The organism is Dolichospermum sp. UHCC 0259, from assembly GCF_009711935.1.
Lineage (GTDB): Bacteria > Cyanobacteriota > Cyanobacteriia > Cyanobacteriales > Nostocaceae > Dolichospermum.
On record NZ_VIKX01000290.1, the window covers coordinates 5,191 to 7,709 of the forward strand.

Consider the following 2,519-nt stretch of genomic DNA (forward strand, 5'->3'; position numbering starts at 1 on the left):
GCTTCGGTAGAGTAACTCTTATTGGGTTGAGTTCGCACTTTTATCCTCCACCGATGATAACTTGATATCCATGTAAGTGAGGTGAGTAACCTAGAAAACCAAATCTTACCGCCCTGGTGCGGGGCTGAAAGCACGTAAATTACCAGAAAACTGGTAGCCCCTACGGAAGAGACTGACTATCAAATCCGTAAAGCGGGGACGAAAGCGGATAAAGATGGCAATTGCTGAAAACATCCTCCGCAAGCAAGAGGTCTATAAGCGAGCCAACACAATTGTGCTGGAGAATCGTGGGGTAGAGCAGGCTAAATGTCGTTGAGCCACCGTTAAAAATAGCCAGGGGATATAAGCTTGTGATTCGGTCACACCCTGGGTTGGGAATATCCGGCTTGGGTAAGGTCTAACAGTATCTACGTACCGAGTTAGCGCACTACCTAGACCCCCGGTGGAAAGGCATACCCTAAAGTCTCTAACCAATGGATATCAGGAACGAAGTAACCCTCATGTAAATTCCCGTTACGGTCGATTAACAGGTAAGCGGTCAGGCTACAAATTTTACTGAGGAAAGGATGGTTTAAGAAGCTAATGCCCAGACCGAATTAACGGTCAAAGCCTGAAAACGGATGGAGTAATGTCCGGGATATGCTGACGTGAACCGCAATGTGCCAAAAAGCTAGAGGTACAAGTAGCAATGAATAAGCCTAAATCTGATTCGATATCGAATACAGAGGGATGGAAGACGATTAATTGGCGAAAAGCTGAGAAATACATTTTCAAGTTGCAAAAACGCATCTATGCTGCTTCACGCTGTGGCGATGTCAAACGACTCCGCAAACTCCAGAAAACGTTAATGAGGTCTTGGTCTAATAGGATACTAGCGGTTCGACGGGTAACAGTTGAAAACCAAGGAAAAAAGACCGCAGGAGTGGATGGTATAAAATCATTATCCCCAGCAGCGCGTCTTAAACTAGCAGGGCAATTAAAGCTTACAGGAAAATCCAAGCCTACGCGTAGGATATGGATACCTAAGCCTGGGAGCAACGAAAAACGCCCATTATCAATACCCACAATCGAAAGCCGCGCCCTCCAAGCTGTAGTCAAAGCGGTACTCGAACCAGAGTGGGAAGCCCTCTTCGAGCCGGGAAGCTACGGCTTTAGACCTGGCAGGTCGTGCCAAGATGCAATCAAACACATTAAAAATTGTATACAAACAAAGGTTAAATACGTATTAGATGCGGACGTAGCCAAGTGCTTTGATTGTATTAATCATCACGAATTACTCCAAAAAGTGAACACCTTTCCATCACTCAGGCGACAAATAAAAGCCTGGTTGAAATCTGGGGTGATAGACAAGGGAGTATTTACAGCTACATCAAGTGGTACGCCACAAGGCGGAATTTTATCACCACTTTTAGCGAATATCGCCTTGCACGGATTAGAAACGGTTGTTAAGGATTACGTTGAAAACTTAACCTTCAAAAAGCTAAGTAGAATGGAGAAACGCCGTTCTATTGGTGTCATCCGATACGCCGATGATTTCGTACTTTTGCACGAAAACAAGTCCGTAATTTCCGGGTGTATGGCAGTAATTTCTGAATGGTTAGCTGGTATTGGCTTACAGTTAAAGCCCTCCAAAACCCGTGTTGCTCACACACTCGAACCCAATAAGAGTGAAGATGGTATTGCTGGATTTGATTTTCTCGGTCATCATATTCAGCAATTCCCAAGGGGTAAATATCGAAGTGATGAAGATAACCACGGTAGAAAATTGGGTTTTGACACACTCATTACCCCATCAAAGAAAGCAATCAAGACACATCAGCAAGAAATTGCTGGCATCATCAAATTGCACAGATTATCGCCACAATCGGCACTTATTAAAGACCTCAATCCCGTAATTAGGGGATGGAGTGCTTATTATAAAGCCTCAGATAGTGGAACATCTGGAGACTTCTCCAAACAAGATAATTTGGTATACCTAAAACTTCGGAGATGGGGAAAACGCCGGACTGGAAACGCCAAGAAAGCCCATCGCACATACTGGCGACCCATTGGTAACAGAAAATTGGTCTTTGTTACAAAAAATGGAGATAACCTTATACGATTAATCTCGCACACAGAATTTGCTAGTAGTAGCAATAGATATGTGCTAGTTAAAAGTGGTAAAAGTCCCTATGATGGCGATTTGGTTTATTGGAGTACAAGACTAGGCAGACATCCTGAATTGCCAAATAGAAAGGCAATATTGTTAAAACAACAACAGGGTAAATGTCGGGCGTGCGGATTATACTTTCGCGAACAAGATGTAATGGAAGTTGACCATAAAATCCCACAATCCATTGGAGGAAAAGACGAGTGGGTTAATCTTCAACTATTACATCGACATTGCCATGATGAAAAAACTGCCCTTGATGGTAGTCAGAAGTCTGTTAATGACAATAGGATTGCACATTGAGTAGCCGTGTGCGGTGAATAATCGCAAGCACGGTTTCGGAAGAGAGGGGTGGAGTGGCAACATTCCC

General features: G+C 43.8%; 1 protein-coding gene. It reads left to right on the forward strand.

Going from position 1 to position 2,519, the window contains the following annotated elements:
- Window positions 1-688 precede the first annotated feature (688 nt).
- A complete protein-coding gene (locus FJR05_RS23820) occupies window positions 689-2,452 on the forward strand; it encodes a reverse transcriptase domain-containing protein (RefSeq protein ID WP_168646403.1) in 1,764 nt (587 codons plus the stop codon).
- Window positions 2,453-2,519 lie beyond the last annotated feature (67 nt).